Raw genomic sequence first — 18965 nt, 5'->3', positions numbered from 1 at the left:
CGGCTCCACTCAGAGACGGTGCACCCATGTCACAGCACGACATCGAACGGCCGGCGGGCGACGGACCCCCGGCGGGCGGACCCGACCTGGGGCCGGAGAGCGAGACCGCGCCCGGCAGCCCGGCGGAGCTGCCCAAGCGATCGTGGTGGGACGTCCTCAAACGCACCGTCAAGGAGTTCCAGGAGGACAACCTCACCGACTGGGCCGCCGCGCTCACCTACTACGCGGTGCTGTCGATCTTCCCCGCGCTGCTGGCCGTGATATCCGTACTCGGGCTGTTCGGCCAGTCGGCCACCCAGTCGCTCGTCGACAACCTGGGCGCCCTGGCCCCCGGCCCCGCCCGGCAGACCATCGACACCGTGCTGCAGGCCCTGCAGAGCAGCCAGCGCGCCGCCGGGATCGCCGCGATCATCGGTATAGCCGTCGCGCTCTGGTCCGCCTCAAGCTACGTGGGGGCCTTCATGCGGGCCGCCAACGTCATGTACGAGATGCCCGAGGGCCGTCCCGTCTGGAAGACCCTGCCGCTGCGCCTGGGCATCACCGCCGTCCTGGTGATCCTGATGGCGGTCGGCTCGGTCGCGGTCGTCTTCACCGGCGGGCTCGCCGAACAGGCCGGAAAGGTCCTCGGGGTCGGCGAGACCGGGCTCGCGGTCTGGGGCGTCGTCAAGTGGCCGATCCTGGTGATCATCGTGGCCCTGGTCCTGGCCCTGCTGTACTGGGCGGCGCCCAACGTCCAGCACCCCGGGTTCCGCTGGATCACCCCGGGCAGCATGATCGCCGTCGTGCTGTGGATCGCCGCGTCCGCCGCGTTCGGGTTCTACGTGGCCAACTTCGGCTCCTACAGCAAGACCTACGCCGCCCTCGCCGGTGTCGTCGTCTTCCTGATCTGGCTGTGGATCACCAACATCGCCGTGCTGCTCGGTGTGGAGTTCGACGCCGAGCTCGCCCGCGAACGCGCCATCGAGGCGGGCCAGCCGGCCGGCGAGGAGCCCTACGCCGAGCCCCGCGACACCCGGAAGTTCGACGAGTAGCCGCCGGGCCCTCCTTGACCCGCTCGGGGACGGATACGGGCCCGGCGGAAGCCTCCGGCCCGCACCGAACACCGGCGCGGACTGAGCGCCGGTTACGGACCCGGCGGAGGGCCCCGGCACGGCGGGGGACGGACACTGCGGGGGACGGACGCGGAAGCGGGGTCAGCGGAAGTCGCCGGCGTGGTCGGCCGCCCACTGCCGGAACGTGCGGGCCGGCACCCCGGTGATCTCCTCCACCGTGGACGTGATCCGCTCCGGCTCCGTCACCATCCCCTCGTGGGCGTCGAAGATGCCTTCCACGACCGAGGCCGGCCAGCCCGAGTCGAGCATCTGCCGGCGCGCCTCCTCGGCCGGGATCTCCTCGAAGCGCGCCGGACGGCCGGCTGCCTCGCCGACGGCGCGCACCTGCTCGACCGTCGACAGCAGTTCGGGCCCGGTCAGGTGATGCTTCGCCCCGCCGTGCCCGTCGCCGGTCAGCACGCGGACCGCCACGGCCGCGATGTCCCGCTCGTGGATCAGCGACCTGGTCGCCGCGCCGAAGGGAGCGCGGACGACACCGCCGTCGCGGATCTCCGGCGCCCACGCCAGGGCGTTGGCCGCGAACCCGCCGGCCCGCAGGAAGGTCCACTCCAGCCCGGACCGCTCGATCAGCCGCTCGACGTCGGCGTGGAACTGGTTGATCGGGTCGCCCTGCCTCTCGACGTCCTCGCGCACGCCCGCCGAGGAGAGGTAGACGATGCGGCGCGCGTGCCGTCCGACCGCGTCCAGGACCGCGGGGGCACCGTCGGCGGTGAGGAACGGCCACACCAGGAACACGGACTCGACCCCGTCCAGCGCCGCCTCCAGCGTGTCCGGCGCGGACAGGTCGCCGCGCACGACGTCGACCTTTTCGGGCAGGCCGGCGGAGGAGGGATCGCGGACCAGCGCCCGGACGGCGACGCCCGCGTCCTGGAGCTGGGAAACGACCTGCCGGCCGACATTGCCGGTCGCCCCGGTAACAAGAATCATCAGATGTCCCTTTCATCGCCGATGGAGATCCCGCGGCCCGTCACCCGCGGGGATCTGCGACCAGCCTGCAACTTGAACCTTGGTTTAAGTCAAGCCGCCTCCGCTCCCGCGCAGCCGTACGGGAGACCGCGGGCGCAGCCGTACGGAGCAGCGGGGGCGTCAACGTACGGAGGCAGGAGCGTCAACGCATGGAGAGGGTGAGGCATCAAGGAGGTACGCCCCCGGATGACCGATTCGATAAAGGGGGTAAGACGAGCGTATGAGCGACAACCGGAGCAAGGACGCACCGGCCGCCGGCGCCGTGGAGGAAGACCAGCATGACCGAGGACAGGGAGCGGATCGCCACGGATTTTCACCAGGCGGTCAACATGACGGCCGGCGAGCTGGAGAGCTGGCTGGACACGCGGGAGTCCAAGGCCGTCGGGGACAAGTCCGGCCGCGGTGAGTCGATAGGCCACGAGTCCGGCCGCCGGATCATGGGGATTCTCCGGAAGGGCGCGGACGACCTGTCCGAGGAGGACTACGCCCATATGCGGGAGGTCGCCGGTTACGTCCGCCGCCACCTCGCGCAGCGCCCGTCAGGCGACGTCCACGACACCCCGTGGAGATACTCCCTCATGAACTGGGGGCACGACCCGCTCAAGTAGGCGTCCACCGGCTTCCGCGGTCGCGTCCGGGCCCGCCTGCCCGCCGCGACCGTCACCGGGGAGCCCTCGGGCAGGCGGCCGCGGACACGGCCGGCGGCGGCCGGCTGAGGGGCCGCCCCGACCGGGAACCGTTCCCGGCCGATCGACCCGGGAACCGTTCCCGGGCGGCCGTCCCGGACCGCTCCGGAAATCCTTTTGTCGCGCCTTTTCCCAGTCGCTGTCGGGGCCTGACAAAAAGCCGCCGACAATTGATTTCCAGCGATAAGAGTTTCTCTCCGCATGGGTCTAACTTCACAGCCATCCGGCTGTCAGGAGGAACCATGCGATCACTCCGGCTTCGGCGCCTGATCTCGATCTTCATCGGGACGGCCCTGGTCACGACTGCGCTGACCGGTACGGCGGGCGCCGAGACGTCCCCGGACGGGGCGAACGACTGGAATTGCAGACCGTCGTTCTTCCATCCGCACCCCGTGGTACTGGTCCACGGCACCTTCGAGAACATGGCGTTCAACTGGAGCAAGCTCTCACCGGTACTCAAGAAGAACGGCTACTGCGTCTTCGCGCTGAATTACGGCGGCGTCCCCGACGCGCCCGTTCAGGGAACCGGTGACATCGCGCAGTCGGCCGGGCAGCTGTCCGCTTTCGTCGACCGGGTGCTGCAGGCCACCGGGGCGCCGGAGGTGGACATCGTCGGCCACTCCCAGGGCGGCATGATGCCGCGCTACTACGCGAAGTTCCTCGGCGGCGCGGCCAAGGTCAGGAAGCTCGTCGGCATCGTGCCCTCCAACCACGGGACCACGGCCTCCGGCCTGGTGACGCTGGGCAGGCTGCTCGGCCTGCTGGACCCGGTCATCAGGGCGTGTCCCGCCTGCGGGCAGCAGCTCGTCGACGCGGAGTTCCTGGGCGCCCTCAACTCGGGCGGGGAGACCCTGCCCGGCGTCGAGCACACGGTGATCGCCACGAGATACGACGAGGTGGTCACCCCCTACACCTCCTCCTTCCTCAACGGCTCCGGAGTCAAGAACATCCTTCTCCAGGACAAGTGCCCCGGCGACACCAACGCCCACCTCGGCGTCAACTTCGACCCGGTGGTCCACCGGATCGTGCTGAACGAGCTCGGCTTCCTGACCGCCTACTGGCCGGTCGACTGCTCCGACCCGCTCGGATAGGGGACGGGCGGGCCGGCCGGCGGGCCGGCTCAGGGGCGGGGTCGTCGGTGGATCGAAACCCGTACGCTGGGCCCGTTGTCCCAGGTCAACGCTGGTGTGTGAAGCGGGTGGCACAGGGAGCGCCGACCAGGATCATATGGGCCGGGTTCATGACGCGGGGGCTTGTGCCGCTGATCGGGTTTGCGGGCGTGGGAGGCGGAACAGTTGGTGCAGTCGGCGCAGGGCTTGTTGGTCGCCGGAGGCGGAGGCGGCGCCGTTGTTGATCGCTTCGGCGAGGGTTGACCGGCCGGCGGCGAGGTCGCGGAAGACCTCGCCGCCGATCGTGATGGTCACGTCGGGGTGCTGGGCCGGGCCGTGCACCGTTTCGATGGTGCCGTCGTCGATGCGGGCGTGGAAGATCTCCTCCTCGACGCGGAACTCATACAGTGCGTGCAGGCCGGTGGCCGCCTCGGCGTCGAAGCACGCTCTCAGGCCGAGCACAGCCCAGCCGGGGTGGAAGGTCTCCTGTTCACGGGGTTCGTCCATTGCCCATTTCAGGCCCCACCGGGCCAAAGCCAGCACTGCGGGGCCGAGCTCCTCGCCAGCCCGGGTGAGGGCATAGGCCGCGGTGCGGGCCGGGGGAGGGAGGGTGACCTTGTGGACCAGTCCTTCGCGTTCCAGATGCTTCATCCGTGCGGCCAGCAGGCCGGTGCCCAAGCCGCGCAGGCTGTGTTGCAGGTCACCGAAGCGTTTGGGGCCGGTCAGCAGCTCACGGACGAGTAGCAGGGTCCAGCGTTCCCCGACGAGATCGAGGGTGCGCGCGGTCGCGCAGTACTGGTTGTAGGTTCGCTGTTCCACTTCAGCATTCTAATCCTGAAGCTTCTTGTTATTGAACTGAAATGTGTGGGCCTCCAGGAGGAGGCGGGCCAGAGCCTGCGGATGGGTGAGCATCACGTCGTGTGGGCCGTCCAGGACGATGGTCCGATACCCGATCGCCGCGGCGAACTGGTCAAAGGCATAGGTCTGCGGCCGGCAGTAGATGCCTGTGCCCGGTATCCGGTCGACGGCTCCGCTCAGCCGGGTCGTCTCGGTGAAGGTGCGCAGCGGCTGGGGTCGCAGGCGCGGGGCGAGCCAGGCCGCGTCGTCGGGGTCGGTGATGCCGAACATCGCCGGAGCCGGGGCGGGGACCTGGTTGCCTGCGCCGGTGCGGGCGGCGGCGGCCTGGATCGCGTGGACGAAGGCCTCAGGCGCCAGGCCGAACATGCTGGCCCCGTCGTCGCCGGCCCAGCCGTCCACCAGGATGACGTGGTCCACCAACCCGGGTCGCAGATCGGCCACCTGCCGGACGACCAGGCCCGCGTAACTATGCCCGACCAGCACCAGATCGTCTCTCAGGTCGTCTGCCAGGGTGTCATCGGCCACGGCGTCGAGGGCCGTGAGGACCTCCTGGACGTGCGCGTGCAGGCCGATGTCGCCGTTCAAGGTGAGGGCGGGGGTGATGGTGCGCGCCCCCGCTTGGTGAAGGAACGGGGTGAGGCGGTCCCAGGCCCAGGGGCCGTGCCAGGCGCCGTGTACGAGAACGAAGGTGGTCACGGGTGTCCTTCCGTGCGGATCAGGGGCAGCACGCGGCCGGCGAACTCTTCCAGACCCGCGTGGTGGTCGTCGGCGGCCAGGCGGATCACCACATGGTGTGCTCCGGCGCCGGTGTAGGCGTTGAGCCAGCCGGCGGCCTGGTGTGCCGTACCGGCGAACACGGCCTGGATGGTCTCGACGGCCTCCAGAGGGGCGTTGTAGTAGCGCTCGATGCTGGTTCGCAGGCGCCTGCGCGCACGCTCGGGGTCCTCGTCCAGGCACAGCGTCGCGTACAGCGCGGGGGTGAGCGTGCGGGCCGCCGACTGCTGGATGACAGCCAGGTCGCGAGCATAATCCTGTACGGCGGGCGGATAGGGCAGCCAGCCGTCGGCCAGTCGCGCCACCCGCCGCAACGCCGGTTCGCCGCCTCCCGCCAGCCAGATCGGCGGGCCTGCCGGCCGAGTCGGCGCAGGAGCCAGCCTCACGTCGTGGAAGTCGAAGTGCCGGCCGGTGAAGGAGACCTCCTCTGCGGTCCACAGCTGCCGCATCGCCTCGATCGACTCCTCCAGGCGACTGATACGGCGAGAAAAGGCGACACCGACCGCGGCGAACTGGGCCTCGGTGCCGACGTTGGGGAATCCGCCGCCCATACCGACGATCAGCCGCCCGTCGGCGAGCCGGTCCAAGGTGGCGAGCTGGTGCGCCAGCAGGATCGGATGGCGCAGCGCGGGCAGCAACACCGCGGTACCGAGCGTGATGCGCCGAGTGGCGATGGCCACGGCCGCCAGTAGAAGCAGCGGGTCGGCGCGTGGCCTGGTGACGGGGCTGTCGCCGGCCCAGACGGAGTCGAAACCCAGTGCCTCGGCGCGGCGTGCCAGGTCGATCAGCTGCTCCGGATCGTGGTCGCCGCGGACGGCCTGATCGCGTGTCGGCAGCAGGTAGCCGATTTTCAATGGAGTCATGCGGTCGCCTCTCAAGGTCGTCAGGTTCCTGATCCTAGGCGTTGACTTCCTGATTTTGAAGTCTAAGATTCATTTTCAGGAACTACCTGAGAGGATCTCATTATGACGAGCGCTCTTTACACCGCACAGGCCCACGTGACCGGCGGCCGGGCGGACGGCCACGGGCGCACCGCCGACGGCAGGCTGGAAGTGGACCTGCGACAGCCCAAGGAGCTGGGCGGGGACGGCGAAGGGACCAACCCCGAGCAGCTGTTCGCCATCGGCTACGCCGCCTGCTTCGCCGCCTCACTGGCGCTGGTGGGCCAGCGCAAGCAGGTGCGCGCGGATGACGCGGCGATCGACGCGAAGGTCATGCTCATCCCCGCCGGCAACGGCGGATTCAAGCTGGGTGTCGAACTCGAGATCGGGCTGCCGTCGATCGCGGACGCCACCCAGGCCTCCGACCTGGTCCGGGTGGCGCATCAGGTGTGCCCCTACTCCAACGCCACCCGCGGCAACATCGACGTGGCGCTGGTCGTCAACGGCACGCGACTGTGACCTCGCGCCGCGCGATGGATGCGCCTTCATGGAGAGTGCACCCGTCGCGCGGTGCGTGCGTTTCACGCACTACGGCTGACCTGCAAGAACAGGCTTAGCGTACGGTCGCGTTCCGCTGGATCGGAACCGACCCCGGGCGGAGCCGATCTGCTCTGTGGTGCACGCAGGTAGCCGTTGAGCGTGGTGCGCTTGACACCCGCCTCGTCGGCCGACCCGGCATCCCCCGAACACGCCGCGGCACCACCGGCGGGTCAGAGCCTGCCGAACCAGTCGCGCACGGCCCGCGGCCCGCCCGTCCCGAGGGCGACCATCAGCGCGGCGCGCGCCTTCGAGGGCGCGAGACCGCGGGCGCCGATCGCCCCCACCTTCCCGGCGAGGCCCGTGCCGAGGGGCAGGTCCTCCAGCGGGACCTCACGAGTGCGGCACCGGGAGGCGACGACCACCGGGATGCCCCACTCCGTCAGCTCGCTGATCGTCGTGAAAAGGCTGACCGGCACATTGGCCATACCGGTCCCCTCCAGCACGACGCCCCGGGCCCCGGCGTCCACGACCGCGGTCAGCAACACGGGATCCATCCCCGGATAGGTCTTGATCAAGGCGACGTCCGTCTCCGGCTCCCCCGCCGCCGCAGGCGGCCGGGACGGCGGCTCGGCCAGCGTCTCGACCCGCCCGCCGACCACGCGGCCCAGGACGGGGAAGGGGGCCGAGGAGAAGGCGGCCACGCTCGTGGCGTCGGTCATGGTGACCCAGCGGGCGGCGTGCAGCTCGTCGTTGAGGCAGACGACGGCCCCGGCGCCGCGCAACGCGTGATCGGCGGCGGCCGTGATGGAGGAGGCCAGGTTTCGCGGGCCGTCGCTGGACAGGTCGTCCAGGTACCGCATGGCGCCGGTCAGGACGATGCCCCCGCACTCCGCCGCCCGGCCCGCGAGCAGGTCGGTGAGGAAGGCGCAGTCCTCCAGCGTGTCGGTGCCGTGAGTGATCACGACCCCGTCGAATCCCCGATCGAGGATGGCCGAACGGGCCCGGCGGGCCAGTCCCAGCATGGTCGAGGGCGACGTGTCCCAGCCGGGCTCCGCCATCACGTCCTCCACCACCACGTCCGCCGCGAGCGCAGCCGGAGGGATGGTCTCCAGGAGCCCGGCCCCGGAGGCGACGCCCGCGGGATGGCGGGAGTAGGCGATGGTGTCACCGGTCGCCAGCAGCAGCACACGCTTCACCACATGATCCCTTCGACGGTCGCTACGGGGGCCGGCCCCGAGGGCGCCCCACGGTCCGGCGGACCGGACCGGGCCGTCCCGGACCGCGGTGGCCGGTGGTTCACGCCCGATCACCGCGGCCGGCGCGGGGGCGCCCACGGCGGTCGCCCCTATTTATAACCCATCCATACCCCCATTGGGGTTATTTGCAGAGGATCGGCTCCCCTCGGCGTGACCCGGACGGCGCGCGGGCCCCACCGAACCTCACGGGGACCAGGACGATCTCTCCCGCGGCGCGGCGGGCCGAGACGACCGGGTTCCGTCGCGTCCCGCGGCCACCGCCCCGCCCCCGTCACGATTCACGGCCGCGACCCGAGTTCCGTTACGGGAACGGCCGCCGTTCCGAGTTCCGTTACGGCGAGCGGTCACGGTCCGGGTTCCGTTACGGTTCGGGGCGCGGCGACAGTTCCGTCACGGCCCCCGCGACGCGGCCGTACGGCCCCGCCCCGCCCCGGCGGCCCGGCCGTCCAGCCGGGGCGCGAGCCGCCTCGACCTCGGCGGGACGGCCACCGGAAACGACCTTCCACCTGGCGCTCCCCGCCACCCGCCCTCGGAAGCGCACCCCCGCCCGCCGCCCCGCCCGCCGTCCGGCCAGGGGGCAGGCGGACCGCAGGCTCCCCGCCTGCGGACGCTGTGGCCGTCCCCGGTATCCGGGCGGTGAGTCGGTGACTTCAAAGTGCCGTCTTCCACTGCCACCCACGGGTGTCACATGATGCGTCTACTTACAAGAGGGAACCGACCGGTCGTAAGAGAACCGATCGAGACCCGGTCCCTCCTCTCTCGCATCAAGGAGTCATCTCGTGTCCACACCGCAGCCCCCGACGCTCGACGGCGGCACCGACCGTATGAGCGGACGCGCCTGGGCCGTGCTGCTCGTGCTGTGCGGCGCCATCTTCCTGGAAGGCATCGACGTGGCGATGCTGAACGTGGCCCTGCCGTCGATCCGAGCCGACCTGGGCATGTCCACCGGAGCGGTGAGCTGGGTGATGAGCGCCTACGTGCTCGGCTACGGCGGTTTCATGCTCCTGGGAGGGCGGACCGCCGACCTGCTGGGCCGGCGGCGGATGTTCCTGTTCTGGCTCGTCGTGTTTCTCGCCTTCTCCGGCCTGGGCGGGGTGGCGAGCGAGGGATGGGTCCTGATCGTCGCCCGTTTCGTGACAGGCGTGGCCGCCGCGTTCATGGCGCCCGCCGGCCTGGCCATCATCACGACGAGCTTCCCCGAAGGCCGGCAGCGCAACAAGGCCCTGCTGGTCTACGCGGGAACGGCCGCGGCCGGCTTCTCGCTCGGGCTCGTCGTCGGAGGCCTGCTGACCGCGATCGACTGGCGGTGGGTGTTCTTCGCCCCGGTCATCATGGCGTCGGTGATCCTCCTGGCCGCCCTCCTCCTCATCCCGGCCGAGAGCCGTCCGGCGCGTTCCCCCCACAGCTTCGACCTGGCCGGGGCCGCCAGCGTGACGGGAGCGATGCTCCTGCTCGTCTTCGCGGTCGTCAGCCTTGAGGATCCCGGGGCCGGATGGGGCCGGGCGGTCGCCGCCCTCGTCGGCGGCCTGGCGCTGCTGGCCGCCTTCGTGGCGATCGAGCGGCGGTCGGCCGCACCGCTCGTGCGCCTGGGCATCCTGCGTTCGGGTCCGATCGTGCGCGCCAACCTGGGCGCGATGCTGTTCGCCGGCTCGTTCTTCGGCTTCCAGTTCATCGCCGTGTTCTACCTGCAGGAGCTCCGGGGCTGGTCGTCCCTGGAGACGAGCCTCGCCCTCCTGGCCGTCGGCGTCGACGCCGTGCTCGCCCCCACCGTCACGCCGCGGCTCGTGAGCCGTTTCGGCAACGCCCGGGTGATCTTCGGCGGCCTGCTTCTCGCCGCCACGGCCTACGCCATGTTCCTGCCGATCGGGCTCGACTGGACCTACGCGGCCATGTTCCCCACCATGATCATTCTTGGCCTCGCCTTCGCCCTGGTCTACGGACCGCTCACCATCGCCGCCACGGACGGCGTCACGGAAGAGGAGCAGGGGCTCGCCGGCGGCCTGCTGTACACGTCGTTCCAGTTCGGCGCGGCGCTCGGCCTGTCGGCGGTGACCGCCGTCAACGCCGCGGCGGCCGGCGCCGGCGGCTCGCCCCAGGCGGGGCTCGACGGCTTCCGCGCGGCGTTGATCGTGCCGCTGGTCGCGGTACTCCTCGGCGCGGCCGTCACCGCGTCCGGCATGGGCAGGCGGCGCACGGCGGCCGCCGGGGCCCCTCACGAGGCGCTGGAGGCCGCAGAGGCGTCGCGCTAGGGCCGGCTTCCGGAGTCCGGGCGCCCCTGTGATCGCCCTTCCCGGACTCCGGGCCTCCCCCGGACGGCCGTCCCGGAGTCCGAACCTCCCCCCGGCAGGCCGTCCCCGACGGCCTGCCGAACCTTCCCGGACGGCGTAACGAACGGGCACGGTCCAGGAACTGAACAGGGAGGAGACAGCGGGCAGCCGGCGGTCCGGACCGGGAGGAAAAAGTGTCGGCCCAGTTCAGGGCGGGAATCCTCTATCTCCTGGACCGGTCGCGCTCGGGAGCGCTTCAGCGGAGAGGACGCGCCACGACGTCATGAATGTCCCAGATGTCCAATCAGGAGGAGACAATCGTGGAGTCCTTCACCGGCGGTAGGCTGCCGCCGGACGATGTCGTCGTGGCGGCCCTGCGCGCCGGAGACGAAGCGATGTTCGCGACGCTGCTGGACACCTGGTCGCGGGGGATGCTGTGGCTGGCCCGCACGCACGTGTCCACCAACGACTCGGCGGAAGAGATCGTGCAGGACACCTGGCTGGCGGTCGTCAGGGGGATCGGCGGCTTCGAGGGACGCTCGTCGGTCAAGACCTGGGTCTACCGGATCCTGGTCAACACGGCCAAGAAGCGAGGCATGCGCGAGAACCGCACGGTCCCGTGGAGCAGCGTCTTCGAGCAGGAGAGACCGACCGTCGACCGCTCGCGTTTCCAGGGCGTGGACGACCCCCTCCCCGGACACTGGAAGGAGCTCCCCGCGGCCTGGCCGACCCCGGAGGGCGAGGTGCTCGCCGCGGAGGTGCGCGGCCGGATCGCGGCGGCGCTGGCGGAGCTGCCGCCCCGGCAGCGGGCGGTGATCACACTCCGCGACGTGGAGGGGTGCACGTCTGAGGAGGTCTGCGAGATCCTGGAGATCTCCGCGGCCAACCAGCGCGTGCTGCTGCACCGCGCCCGCGCGTCGGTGCGCGGGCAGCTGGAGGACTATTTCGAGACGGCGAGGCGGTCGGCGTAGTGGAATCGGTTCAGCATCGAGACGGTAAGGCGGTCAGCGCCGTGAAGCGGTTCACCTGTGACGAGGTGGTGGAACTCGTGACCGTCTACATGGAGGGCGAGCTCGACGGGCCCACGGGCTACCGGTTCGAGGAGCATCTCGGCGGCTGCGAGGGCTGCGAACGCTACCTCGGCCAGTTCCGCACCACCGTCGCCACCCTGGGCGACCTGCGGCCCGACGGCCCGGCCGGCGACACGCGCGAGCGGCTACTGTCCGCCTTCCGCGACTGGCGGCGTTCCTGAGCCGAGGAAGGCCCCGCACAACCTCCTGAGCACCCGATCCGGAATGCCGTCGGCCCCGAGACAGCCGAGAGCCCTGATCATCGCCTGCGTCTGCTCCAGGTGAACGGAACACTCGGCGCATCCCGCCAGGTGGGCCTCGAAGCATCGCCGCCGCTCGGCGGAGAGTGCCCCTTCGAGATAGTCGGTGACGAGCTCCGTGATCTCACGGCAGCCGGCCGATCGCCCGGATCGGGATCCCGCTCGCATCATTCCCACCTGTGCCCCATGTGACGTAGTGCCGCTTGCGGATCGATCCGTTACACGCCGCCCCTCTGTAACGCTTGCGCGCCTCGCGGGTCTATAGATCCATACGCGCCGGGCGAAGGGGGCACGATGACCGATCTGGCCGCCGAGGACATGGTGATCCGGGATACCTCGGATGTGACGGACTTCGCGCGAAACTGCTTCCACGGCTCCGCCGGGGACCAGGTGGGGGTCGAGCTGGAGTTCCTGGTCTTCGACCGCACGTCTCCCGACTGCCACGTCCCGCTGGCCAGGGTCGCCGGCGCCCTGCCGCCGCTGCCCGGCGGGAGCCGGGTGACCTTCGAGCCGGGTGGCCAGCTCGAACTCTCCGGTCCGGCGGGTCCGTTGCCGGAGGCCATCGCCCGCCTCGCCGCCGACGTGGACGCCGCCCGCGCGGCCCTGCGGGAGGCGGGCCTGGTGCTGGCGGGAGTGGGCCTCGATCCGATACGGCCGGCACGGCGGCAGCTGCGCCTGCCCCGCTACGAGGCGATGGCGGAGTTCCTCGGCACGCCGTACGGGTCCCTGATGATGTGCTCGACGGCGTCGATCCAGGTCAACCTGGACCTGGGCGACCGGCCGGCGGTGCGGTGGGAACGCGCGCACCTGCTGGGGCCCGTCCTGACGGCGGCCTTCGCCAACTCGCCGCTCAGCGGCGGCCGGCCGTGCGGGTGGATGTCCGGCCGCCAGGCGGTGTGGGAGAACCTGGACCGCACGCGGACGGCCCCCGTCCCCGCGACCGGCGACCCGGCCGCGGCCTGGGCGGAGTACCTGCTCGACGCCCGGCTCATGCTCGTGCGCGAGAACGGGGACCGGTGCCGGACCGTCCGCGACGGCTCGACCTTCCGCGACTGGCTGGCCGCGCCCGCGCGCCCGCTGACCCTGGCGGACCTGGCCTACCACGCCACGACGATCTTCCCTCCGGTACGGCCGCGCGGCTGGCTGGAGATCCGCTACCTCGACGCCCAGCGCCCGGCGGACTGGCCGGTGTGCGTGGCGGTGACCCACGCCCTGGTGATGGACGACCGCGCCGCCGAAACGGCGATCGCCGCCGCCGAGCCGTACGCGGGGATGTGGCCGGGGGCGGCGCGCCACGGGCTGGCGGAGCCGCGGCTGAGGAAGGCCGCCGAGACCTGTTTCCGGGCCGCCCTCGCCGCGCTGCCCCGCCTGGGCGTGAGCGCGGGCCTGATCCGCGAGGTGGCCGCGTTCGCCGACCGTCACGTGACGACCGGCCGCCCTCCGGCCGCCGACCTGCTGGATCTGGTGAAAGGGCCGCCACGACGCCTGTCGGCCTGGCTGACCGAGGAAGGACAGGGATGAACAACTTCAAGGAACGGATCGCCACCGAGCTGATCGCGGTGCGGAACCGGTCGCTGGCCTACACGGAAGCCGAGGACGACCTGCTGGTCAGGCAGCATTCGCCGTTGATGTCGCCGCTGGTGTGGGACCTGGCGCACGTGGGCAACTACGAGGAGCTGTGGGTGCTGCGGGAGGCCGGCGGGATCACCCCGCTCCGCCCCGAGATCGACGACCTGTACGACGCGTTCAAGCACCCGCGCAAGGACCGTCCGAGCCTGCCCATCCTGGGACCGGGCGAAGCGCGCCGCTACATCGGGGGCGTGCGCGGCCGGGTCCTGGACGTCCTGGACGCGATCGACCCGGACAGCCCCGATCCCCTGCACCGGAACGCCTTCGTCTTCGGCCTGGTCATCCAGCACGAGCACCAGCACGACGAGACGATGCTCGCCACCCTGCAACTGTCGAGGGAGCCGGGCCTGGTCCGCGACGGCGACCTGCCGCCCGGCGGGTCCGGGGGCGCCGAGGAGGTGTTCATCCCGGCGGGCCCCTTCCTGATGGGCACCGGCACCCAGCCGTGGGCCTACGACAACGAGCGCCCCGCCCACCAGGTCGACCTGCCCGCCTACTGGATCGACAGGCTCCCCGTCGGCAACCTCGCCTACGCGGCCTTCATCGACGACGGCGGCTACGACGACCCGCGCTGGTGGACCCCGGAGGGCTGGCACTGGCGGCAGGAGAGCCACGCCGCCGCCCCGCTGTTCTGGACCAGGGACGGCGGCACCTGGTGGCGCACCCGCTTCGGCCGGCCCGAGCCCGTGCCCATGGACGAGCCCGTCCAGCACGTGTGCTGGTACGAGGCCGACGCCTACGCCCGCTGGGCGGGCAGACGGCTGCCCACCGAGGCGGAGTGGGAGAAGGCCTGCGGCTGGGACCCCTCCGCCGGGCGGGCGCGGAAGTATCCGTGGGGCGACGACGACCCCGGACCCGGCCGGGCGAACCTCGGGCACCGGGCGGCGCGGCCCGCCCCGCTGGGCGCCTTCCCCGCCGGGGCGAGCGCCTACGGCGTCGAGCAGATGATCGGCGACGTGTGGGAGTGGACCGCCTCCCTCTTCCTGCCCTACCCCGGCTTCCGCAGCTTCCCCTACCGCGAGTACAGCGAGGTCTTCTTCGGCAAGGACTACCGGGTGCTGCGCGGCGGATCCTGGGCGGCCGACCCGGCGGCGGTCCGCACGACGTTCAGGAACTGGGACCACCCGATCCGCCGGCAGATCTTCTCCGGCTTCCGCTGCGCCCGCTCGGCCGGCCCGGAGCAGGCGTAGATGTGCCGCCACGCCGCCTGGCTGGGCGCTCCCCGCACCCTCGCCTCGCTGATCCACGAGCCCGAGTACGGCCTGCTCCAGCAGTCCTACGCCCCGCGCCGGCAGCGCTACGGCACGATCAACGCCGACGGCTTCGGCATGGGCTGGTACGACGCCGCCCGCGCCGAACCGGTCCGCTACCGCCGTACGATCCCCATCTGGGCCGACGCCAACCTGCCCGCCCTCGCGCAGGTCAGCCGCTCGGGCTGCCTGCTGGCCGCCGTACGGTCGGCGACCGTCGGCATGCCGATCGAGGAGACCGCGACCGCGCCCTTCACCGACGGGCGCTGGCTGCTCAGCCACAACGGCCGCGTCGAGCGGGAGGCGGTACGGGAGCTCGCCGACGGCGCGGAGAGCTCCTGCGACTCCGCGTGGCTCGCCGCCGCGGTGTTCGTACGGCGGCGCGCGGGCCACCCGCTCGGCGACGCCCTGGCGGAGGTCGTCGCCCACGCCGGGGCGAAGGACCCCGGAGCCCGGCTGAACCTGCTCGCCTGCGACGGCGCGTCGATCGCCGCGACGGTCTGGGGCGACACCCTCCACCTCCATCTCGACGACGGCGTGCTCGTGGCGAGCGAGCCGCTGGACGACCGGTCCGGCTGGCAGGCCGTACCGGACCGGAACCTGGTTCTCGCCTCTCCCGACGGCGTGCGCGTCCAGCCACTGTGACCGGACGGAGCGAGACCACCGGAGAACACAGCACCCCGGTCACGGACCGACGAGCCGCCAGGCGAGGGGGACCGTGACCCATCGACCCAGGAGGCCCCGTGTCCGTCAGCCAGTCAGCCGTACACCTGGTCAACCATCTCGGCCACGACTACCTGCGCCAGGCACTTGAGAACGACGTCCGCACCGGGCTGACGTCCACGCCCAAGTGGCTGCCGCCCAAATGGTTCTACGACGCGGCGGGCAGCGATCTGTTCTCCCAGATCACCCGGCTGCCGGAGTACTATCCCACCCGCCGCGAGCTGGCCATCCTGCGCAGGGAGGCCCTCGACATCGCCACGCGCAGCGGCGCGGACACCCTGGTCGAGCTCGGCTCGGGGACCAGCGAGAAGACCGTCCTGCTGCTCGACGCCCTCTCCTCGACGGGGACGCTGCGCACCTACACGCCGGTGGACGTCGACGCGGTCACCCTCGGCGACGCCGCGCGGCGCCTCGCCGCCCGCTACCCCGGCCTGGCCGTGCAGGCGGTCTGCGCCGACTTCGAGCACCATCTGGCGCTGCTGCCGCGGGAGGGGCGGCGGATGGTGGCCTTCCTCGGCGGCACCATCGGCAACCTCGATCCGGCGGCGCGCGAGGTGTTCCTCAAGGAGTTGCGCGGCACCCTCCGGTCCGGCGACACCTTCCTGCTCGGCGCCGACCTGGTCAAGGACACCGGGCGGCTGGTCGCGGCCTACGACGACGCGGCCGGGGTGACCGCCGCCTTCAACCGGAACGTCCTGCACGTGGTCAACCGGGAGCTGGACGCCGACTTCGAACCCGACGCGTTCGACCACGTCGCGATCTACGACGCGCGGCAGGACTGGATCGAGATGCGGCTGCGCGCGAGCCGGGCCATGCGCGTGCGGGTCGGCGGCCTCGGCCTGACCGTCCCCTTCGCCGCCGGGGAGGAGATGCGCACCGAGATCAGCGCCAAGTTCCGCCCCGAAGGCCTGCGCAAGGAGCTGGCCGCGGCCGGATTCACGGTGAACCACCACTACACCGATCCGACCGGGGACTTCAGCCTCGTCCTGGCCCGCGCATGATCGCTGAGAGCTGGCGGGCGGCACGGTCCTCCGTACCGCCCGGCCACCTCGACGCCGCCGGATGCAACGTCCCCAGTGACCGGACACTCGACACCGTCATCGGACACCTCCGGCACGAGCGCGAGGTGGGCGGCTACCGGGCGGTCCCGGACCTCCACGCGTCCAGGGCCGCGCTGGCCGCGATGGTCGGCGCCGGCGCGGACGACGTCGCCTTCCTGGAGAGCGGGACGGCCGCGATGGCGGCGCTGCTGGGCGGATGGCCGCTCCCGCCGGGCAGCCGTGTCGGCGTCACGCGCGCCGAGTACGGCAGCACGGTCATGCTGCTGTACCGCCTGGCCCGGCTCCGCGACTGGAAGCTCCTCGAACTGCCCGTGGACGACGACTCCCGCCTCGACCCGGGCGGCCTCGCGTCCATGCTGGCCGGCGGGCTGGACCTGGTCGTCCTGTCGCACGTCTCCTCCCACCGGGGCGTCGTGCAGCCCGCGGCGGCGGTGGGCCGGCTGTGCCGCGCCGCCGGGGTGCCGCTGGTCCTCGACGTCTGCCAGTCCCTGGGCCACGTGGACACCGGCGATGCCGGTGCGACCGCCTATGTCGGGACCTCCCGCAAGTGGCTCGCCGGACCGCGCGGTGCCGGCTTCCTCGTCGTACCCGGCCTGGCCGGGGACATGGACGCCGCGGCTCCCGCGCTCGGCGGGCATGAGTGGGCGCGGAGAGACGTTCCCACATTCGACGGGCCCGGCGACGGGCCCGGCTGGGTACGGGGACAGGCTCCCGTGCTCGACGGGCCCGGATGGGCGCGGGGGGAGGTGTCACCGCTGGCGGGCGCGGCCCGCTACGAGACCTCGGAGGGATCGATCGCCGCGCGGGCCGGGTTCGGCGCCGCCGTACTGGAACACCAGGCTCTCGGCCCCGCCGCGGTCCACGCCCGCCTGGCGGAGCTCGGTGTCACGGCGCGGCGCCTCCTCGACGGGATCGGCGGCTGGCGGGCGGGCGAGCCGCTCGACGAGCCGTCCGCCATCGTCACCCTCAGGCCGCCGCCGGGCGTGGATCCCGAGGCGGCCGTCGAGGACGCCCGGTCGCGGGCGGCGGAGGCGTCCCTGCTGATCGGCACCGTGCCGGTCGGCCGGGCGCCCGCGGACCTGCCCACGCCCGTGCTGCGGATCTCCCCCTCCCCGGGCGCGTACCAGGAGGATCTGCACGCCCTCGCCCGCGTTCTCGACCGATGAGCCGCCCGGAGCGGCCGGCGAGGACACATCCCGGAAGGCAGGATGAGGCGATGCCCCCTCCCCCCTATCCCTCCCCGGACCCGGCCGCCTCCCAGGCTCCGGACCCGGCTTCCCCCGCAGACCCGGCTTCCTCCTCGGCCGTCACCCCCTCTCAGGCCCCCGCTCCCTCCCCGGACCCGGCTTCCTCCCCGGACCCGGCTTCCTCCCCGGACCCGGCTTCCTCCTCGGACCCGGCCGCCTTGCCCGACATGGCTTCCTTCCTGGACAGGGCCCGGGAGCTGCTCGCCGTGCCGTCGACCGCCGATCGGCCCGGCGAGCTGCACCGGGCGCTCGACCTGGTGCTCGGATCGGTCGGATCCGGTTTCACGGTGGAGCGGTTCGAGTCCGGCGGCAAGCCGAGCGCGCTGGTCTACCGCGACGCGGAACGCCCGCGCTTCCGGGTCGTCCTCAACGCCCACCTCGACGTCGTGCCGGCTCCCCCACACCAGTTCAGGCCGCGCCTCGACGGCACCCGCCTCTACGCCCGGGGCGCCCAGGACATGAAGGTGTCGGCGCTGGTGCAGGCCCAGGTCTTCCGCGAGCTGGCCGGCGGCCTGCCGTACCCGATCGCGCTGCAGCTCGTCACCGACGAGGAGGTCGGCGGGCGCGACGGCACGCTGCACCAACTGGAGCAGGGGGTCGTCGGCGACTTCGTCGTCATCGGCGAGCAGAGCGGGCTACGCGTGGTGACCGACTCCAAGGGCATGATCACCGCGGACCTGCGGGCCACCGGCCGGAGCGCCCACGGCGCCTACCAGTGGCTCGGCGACAACGCCCTGCTCAAGCTGGTCCGCAGCCTGGACAACCTGCTGGCCAGGTATCCCGCCGCCACCGAGGAGGTCTGGCGGACGACCGTCAACGTCGCACGGATCGAGACCCCGAACGAGGCCCGAAACCAGGTCCCGTCCCTGGCGGAGGCGTGGCTGGACATCCGCTTCCCGGCCCGGGACGCGGACCTGGACGGCAGGAGCGCCGAGGAGATCACGGCGTACCTGGCCGCCTTCTGCGAGCCCGGGGTCACTCCCGTCGTCCACCACGTCGACCCGCCCCACCATGCCGACCGGGACCGTCCCGAGGTGCGCGGGCTCCAGCGGGCCGCGCGGAACCAGGGCTACCGCGCCGACTTCCTCCGCAAGCACGGCGCCGCCGACGGGCGCTTCTACTACCAGCGAGGCGTCGACGCCGTCATCTTCGGCATCGGCGGCGACGGCCAGCACGGCCCCGACGAATACGCCGACATCACCACGATCGCGCCGTACTACCGGGCGCTGAAGGAGTTCCTCCTGGACCTCGGCACCATGCCCGCCCCTCCATGAGA

Annotated in this window: 19 protein-coding genes; 13 read left to right on the top strand and 6 right to left on the bottom strand. The window is 71.9% G+C overall.

The window, feature by feature from the left end; all coding sequences use genetic code 11:
* Positions 1-26: 26 nt before the first annotated feature.
* Complete coding sequence (locus tag SROS_RS01620; protein ID WP_012887123.1) at positions 27-1031, top strand: YihY/virulence factor BrkB family protein; 1005 nt, start codon at positions 27-29, stop codon at positions 1029-1031.
* Positions 1032-1193: 162 nt separating this feature from the next.
* Here the strand turns inward: SROS_RS01620 and SROS_RS01615 are convergent, their stop codons facing one another.
* The gene (locus SROS_RS01615; protein WP_012887122.1) at positions 1194-2039 is read right to left on the bottom strand and encodes an NAD(P)H-binding protein; all 846 of its coding nucleotides are present in this window, start codon (positions 2037-2039) and stop codon (positions 1194-1196) included.
* 317 nt (positions 2040-2356) lie between these two features.
* On the opposite strand from SROS_RS01615, the gene SROS_RS01610 reads away from it, so the two are divergent.
* On the top strand, positions 2357-2686 hold the full coding sequence (locus SROS_RS01610) for a DUF3140 domain-containing protein (protein ID WP_012887121.1): 330 nt from the start codon (positions 2357-2359) through the stop codon (positions 2684-2686).
* Positions 2687-3006: 320 nt separating this feature from the next.
* Positions 3007-3855 carry an esterase/lipase family protein gene (locus SROS_RS01605; protein ID WP_012887120.1) on the top strand — a complete coding sequence of 283 codons (849 nt, stop codon included), beginning with the start codon at positions 3007-3009 and terminating at the stop codon, positions 3853-3855.
* 147 nt (positions 3856-4002) lie between these two features.
* Here the strand turns inward: SROS_RS01605 and SROS_RS01600 are convergent, their stop codons facing one another.
* Genes SROS_RS01600 through SROS_RS01590 form a run of 3 tightly spaced genes read right to left on the bottom strand, consistent with a single transcriptional unit; the run spans position 4003 to position 6368 of the window.
* Positions 4003-4692 (bottom strand): winged helix-turn-helix transcriptional regulator, encoded by a 690-nt coding sequence (locus tag SROS_RS01600; protein WP_012887119.1) that lies wholly within the window; start codon positions 4690-4692, stop codon positions 4003-4005.
* A 9-nt stretch (positions 4693-4701) separates the two neighbouring features.
* Positions 4702-5427 carry an alpha/beta fold hydrolase gene (locus tag SROS_RS01595; RefSeq protein ID WP_012887118.1) on the bottom strand — a complete coding sequence of 242 codons (726 nt, stop codon included), beginning with the start codon at positions 5425-5427 and terminating at the stop codon, positions 4702-4704.
* Positions 5424-6368 carry an LLM class flavin-dependent oxidoreductase gene (locus SROS_RS01590; protein ID WP_012887117.1) on the bottom strand — a complete coding sequence of 315 codons (945 nt, stop codon included), beginning with the start codon at positions 6366-6368 and terminating at the stop codon, positions 5424-5426. The genes SROS_RS01595 and SROS_RS01590 overlap by 4 nt, the downstream gene beginning before the upstream one ends.
* Positions 6369-6470: 102 nt before the next feature.
* On the opposite strand from SROS_RS01590, the gene SROS_RS01585 reads away from it, so the two are divergent.
* Positions 6471-6905 (top strand): organic hydroperoxide resistance protein, encoded by a 435-nt coding sequence (locus SROS_RS01585; RefSeq protein ID WP_012887116.1) that lies wholly within the window; start codon positions 6471-6473, stop codon positions 6903-6905.
* A 251-nt stretch (positions 6906-7156) separates the two neighbouring features.
* Here the strand turns inward: SROS_RS01585 and SROS_RS01580 are convergent, their stop codons facing one another.
* Positions 7157-8122 (bottom strand): asparaginase, encoded by a 966-nt coding sequence (locus SROS_RS01580; RefSeq protein WP_218919799.1) that lies wholly within the window; start codon positions 8120-8122, stop codon positions 7157-7159.
* An 839-nt stretch (positions 8123-8961) separates the two neighbouring features.
* Between SROS_RS01580 and SROS_RS01575 the strand changes: the two genes are divergently transcribed.
* The 3 genes from SROS_RS01575 (at position 8962) to SROS_RS01565 (ending at position 11701) form a co-directional block, all read left to right on the top strand.
* Positions 8962-10431, top strand: a complete 1470-nt coding sequence (locus tag SROS_RS01575; protein ID WP_012887114.1) for an MFS transporter — start codon at positions 8962-8964, stop codon at positions 10429-10431.
* Between the two features lie 338 nt (positions 10432-10769).
* Positions 10770-11420: an RNA polymerase sigma factor gene (locus tag SROS_RS01570; RefSeq protein WP_037934604.1), complete on the top strand. Its 651-nt coding sequence runs from the start codon at positions 10770-10772 to the stop codon at positions 11418-11420.
* Between the two features lie 41 nt (positions 11421-11461).
* Positions 11462-11701 carry a zf-HC2 domain-containing protein gene (locus SROS_RS01565; RefSeq protein ID WP_012887112.1) on the top strand — a complete coding sequence of 80 codons (240 nt, stop codon included), beginning with the start codon at positions 11462-11464 and terminating at the stop codon, positions 11699-11701.
* On the opposite strand, the gene SROS_RS54325 is transcribed toward SROS_RS01565, so the two are convergent.
* Positions 11666-11947, bottom strand: a complete 282-nt coding sequence (locus SROS_RS54325) for an anti-sigma factor family protein (protein WP_012887111.1) — start codon at positions 11945-11947, stop codon at positions 11666-11668. The two genes, SROS_RS01565 and SROS_RS54325, sit on opposite strands and share 36 nt — an antisense overlap.
* Before the next feature lie 126 nt (positions 11948-12073).
* Between SROS_RS54325 and egtA the strand changes: the two genes are divergently transcribed.
* From egtA to SROS_RS01535, 6 genes are all read left to right on the top strand, one after another.
* Positions 12074-13300: an ergothioneine biosynthesis glutamate--cysteine ligase EgtA gene (gene egtA / locus SROS_RS01560; RefSeq protein ID WP_012887110.1), complete on the top strand. Its 1227-nt coding sequence runs from the start codon at positions 12074-12076 to the stop codon at positions 13298-13300.
* Positions 13297-14598 carry an ergothioneine biosynthesis protein EgtB gene (gene egtB, locus SROS_RS01555; RefSeq protein ID WP_012887109.1) on the top strand — a complete coding sequence of 434 codons (1302 nt, stop codon included), beginning with the start codon at positions 13297-13299 and terminating at the stop codon, positions 14596-14598. The genes egtA and egtB overlap by 4 nt, the downstream gene beginning before the upstream one ends.
* Positions 14599-15303, top strand: a complete 705-nt coding sequence (gene egtC, locus SROS_RS01550; RefSeq protein ID WP_012887108.1) for an ergothioneine biosynthesis protein EgtC — start codon at positions 14599-14601, stop codon at positions 15301-15303.
* A gap of 98 nt (positions 15304-15401) precedes the next feature.
* Positions 15402-16382 carry an L-histidine N(alpha)-methyltransferase gene (gene egtD, locus SROS_RS01545; protein WP_012887107.1) on the top strand — a complete coding sequence of 327 codons (981 nt, stop codon included), beginning with the start codon at positions 15402-15404 and terminating at the stop codon, positions 16380-16382.
* Positions 16379-17608 carry an ergothioneine biosynthesis PLP-dependent enzyme EgtE gene (egtE, locus tag SROS_RS01540; RefSeq protein WP_012887106.1) on the top strand — a complete coding sequence of 410 codons (1230 nt, stop codon included), beginning with the start codon at positions 16379-16381 and terminating at the stop codon, positions 17606-17608. The genes egtD and egtE overlap by 4 nt, the downstream gene beginning before the upstream one ends.
* Positions 17609-17856: 248 nt before the next feature.
* On the top strand, positions 17857-18963 hold the full coding sequence (locus tag SROS_RS01535; RefSeq protein ID WP_043651126.1) for a M20 family metallopeptidase: 1107 nt from the start codon (positions 17857-17859) through the stop codon (positions 18961-18963).
* Positions 18964-18965: the final 2 nt, after the last annotated feature.

Origin of the sequence: Streptosporangium roseum DSM 43021 (assembly GCF_000024865.1) — a bacterium.
Taxonomy (GTDB): Bacteria; Actinomycetota; Actinomycetes; order Streptosporangiales; family Streptosporangiaceae; genus Streptosporangium; species Streptosporangium roseum.
The sequence above is the reverse complement of the archived record's forward strand: the minus strand, read 5'-3'. Positions and strand labels throughout refer to the sequence as shown.

Excerpts from the sequence above, each read along its gene's own strand:
- SROS_RS54325 (WP_012887111.1), bottom strand. The coding sequence starts at position 11,947 with ATGCGAGCGGGATCCCGATCCGGGCGATCGGCCGGCTGCCGTGAGATC.
- SROS_RS01615 (WP_012887122.1), bottom strand. The coding sequence starts at position 2,039 with ATGATTCTTGTTACCGGGGCGACCGGCAATGTCGGCCGGCAGGTCGTT.
- egtB (WP_012887109.1), top strand. The coding sequence starts at position 13,297 with ATGAACAACTTCAAGGAACGGATCGCCACCGAGCTGATCGCGGTGCGG.
- egtC (WP_012887108.1), top strand. The coding sequence starts at position 14,599 with ATGTGCCGCCACGCCGCCTGGCTGGGCGCTCCCCGCACCCTCGCCTCG.
- SROS_RS01605 (WP_012887120.1), top strand. The coding sequence starts at position 3,007 with ATGCGATCACTCCGGCTTCGGCGCCTGATCTCGATCTTCATCGGGACG.
- SROS_RS01590 (WP_012887117.1), bottom strand. The coding sequence starts at position 6,368 with ATGACTCCATTGAAAATCGGCTACCTGCTGCCGACACGCGATCAGGCC.
- SROS_RS01620 (WP_012887123.1), top strand. The coding sequence starts at position 27 with ATGTCACAGCACGACATCGAACGGCCGGCGGGCGACGGACCCCCGGCG.
- egtA (WP_012887110.1), top strand. The coding sequence starts at position 12,074 with ATGACCGATCTGGCCGCCGAGGACATGGTGATCCGGGATACCTCGGAT.
- SROS_RS01535 (WP_043651126.1), top strand. The coding sequence starts at position 17,857 with ATGGCTTCCTTCCTGGACAGGGCCCGGGAGCTGCTCGCCGTGCCGTCG.
- SROS_RS01610 (WP_012887121.1), top strand. The coding sequence starts at position 2,357 with ATGACCGAGGACAGGGAGCGGATCGCCACGGATTTTCACCAGGCGGTC.
- SROS_RS01585 (WP_012887116.1), top strand. The coding sequence starts at position 6,471 with ATGACGAGCGCTCTTTACACCGCACAGGCCCACGTGACCGGCGGCCGG.
- egtE (WP_012887106.1), top strand. The coding sequence starts at position 16,379 with ATGATCGCTGAGAGCTGGCGGGCGGCACGGTCCTCCGTACCGCCCGGC.